The 228-nt window shown below is 74.1% G+C and carries 1 protein-coding gene; it reads left to right on the top strand.

The annotated features are described in order from the left end of the window. Positions 1-10 precede the first annotated feature (10 nt). Positions 11-228: sigma factor-like helix-turn-helix DNA-binding protein (locus ACPYOG_RS21315; RefSeq protein ID WP_481296018.1), on the top strand; the 218-nt coding region annotated here is incomplete at its 3' end.

The raw sequence follows: 228 nt of genomic DNA, 5'->3' as shown, positions 1-228 counted from the left end.
GCCGGAGCCGGTGGACACGACTGCCGACCCCCTGCTGGGTGCGGAGCGGGCGGAGGCGCTCAGCTCCGCCGTGCTCCGGCTGCTGGAGAAACTGCCGCCGACCGAGCGGGCCGCCTACATGCTCCGGCAGGCGTTCGACTACTCCTACGCGCAGAGCGCCGACATCATCCAGGGCTCGGAGGCGAACGCGCGGCAGCTGGTGAGCCTGGCCCGGAAGCCCCCCCCCCC

This window comes from Leifsonia sp. HAY1-4F (assembly GCF_056755275.1).
Note: the sequence above shows the minus strand (reverse complement) of the source record. Positions and strands in the feature narration are given on the sequence as shown.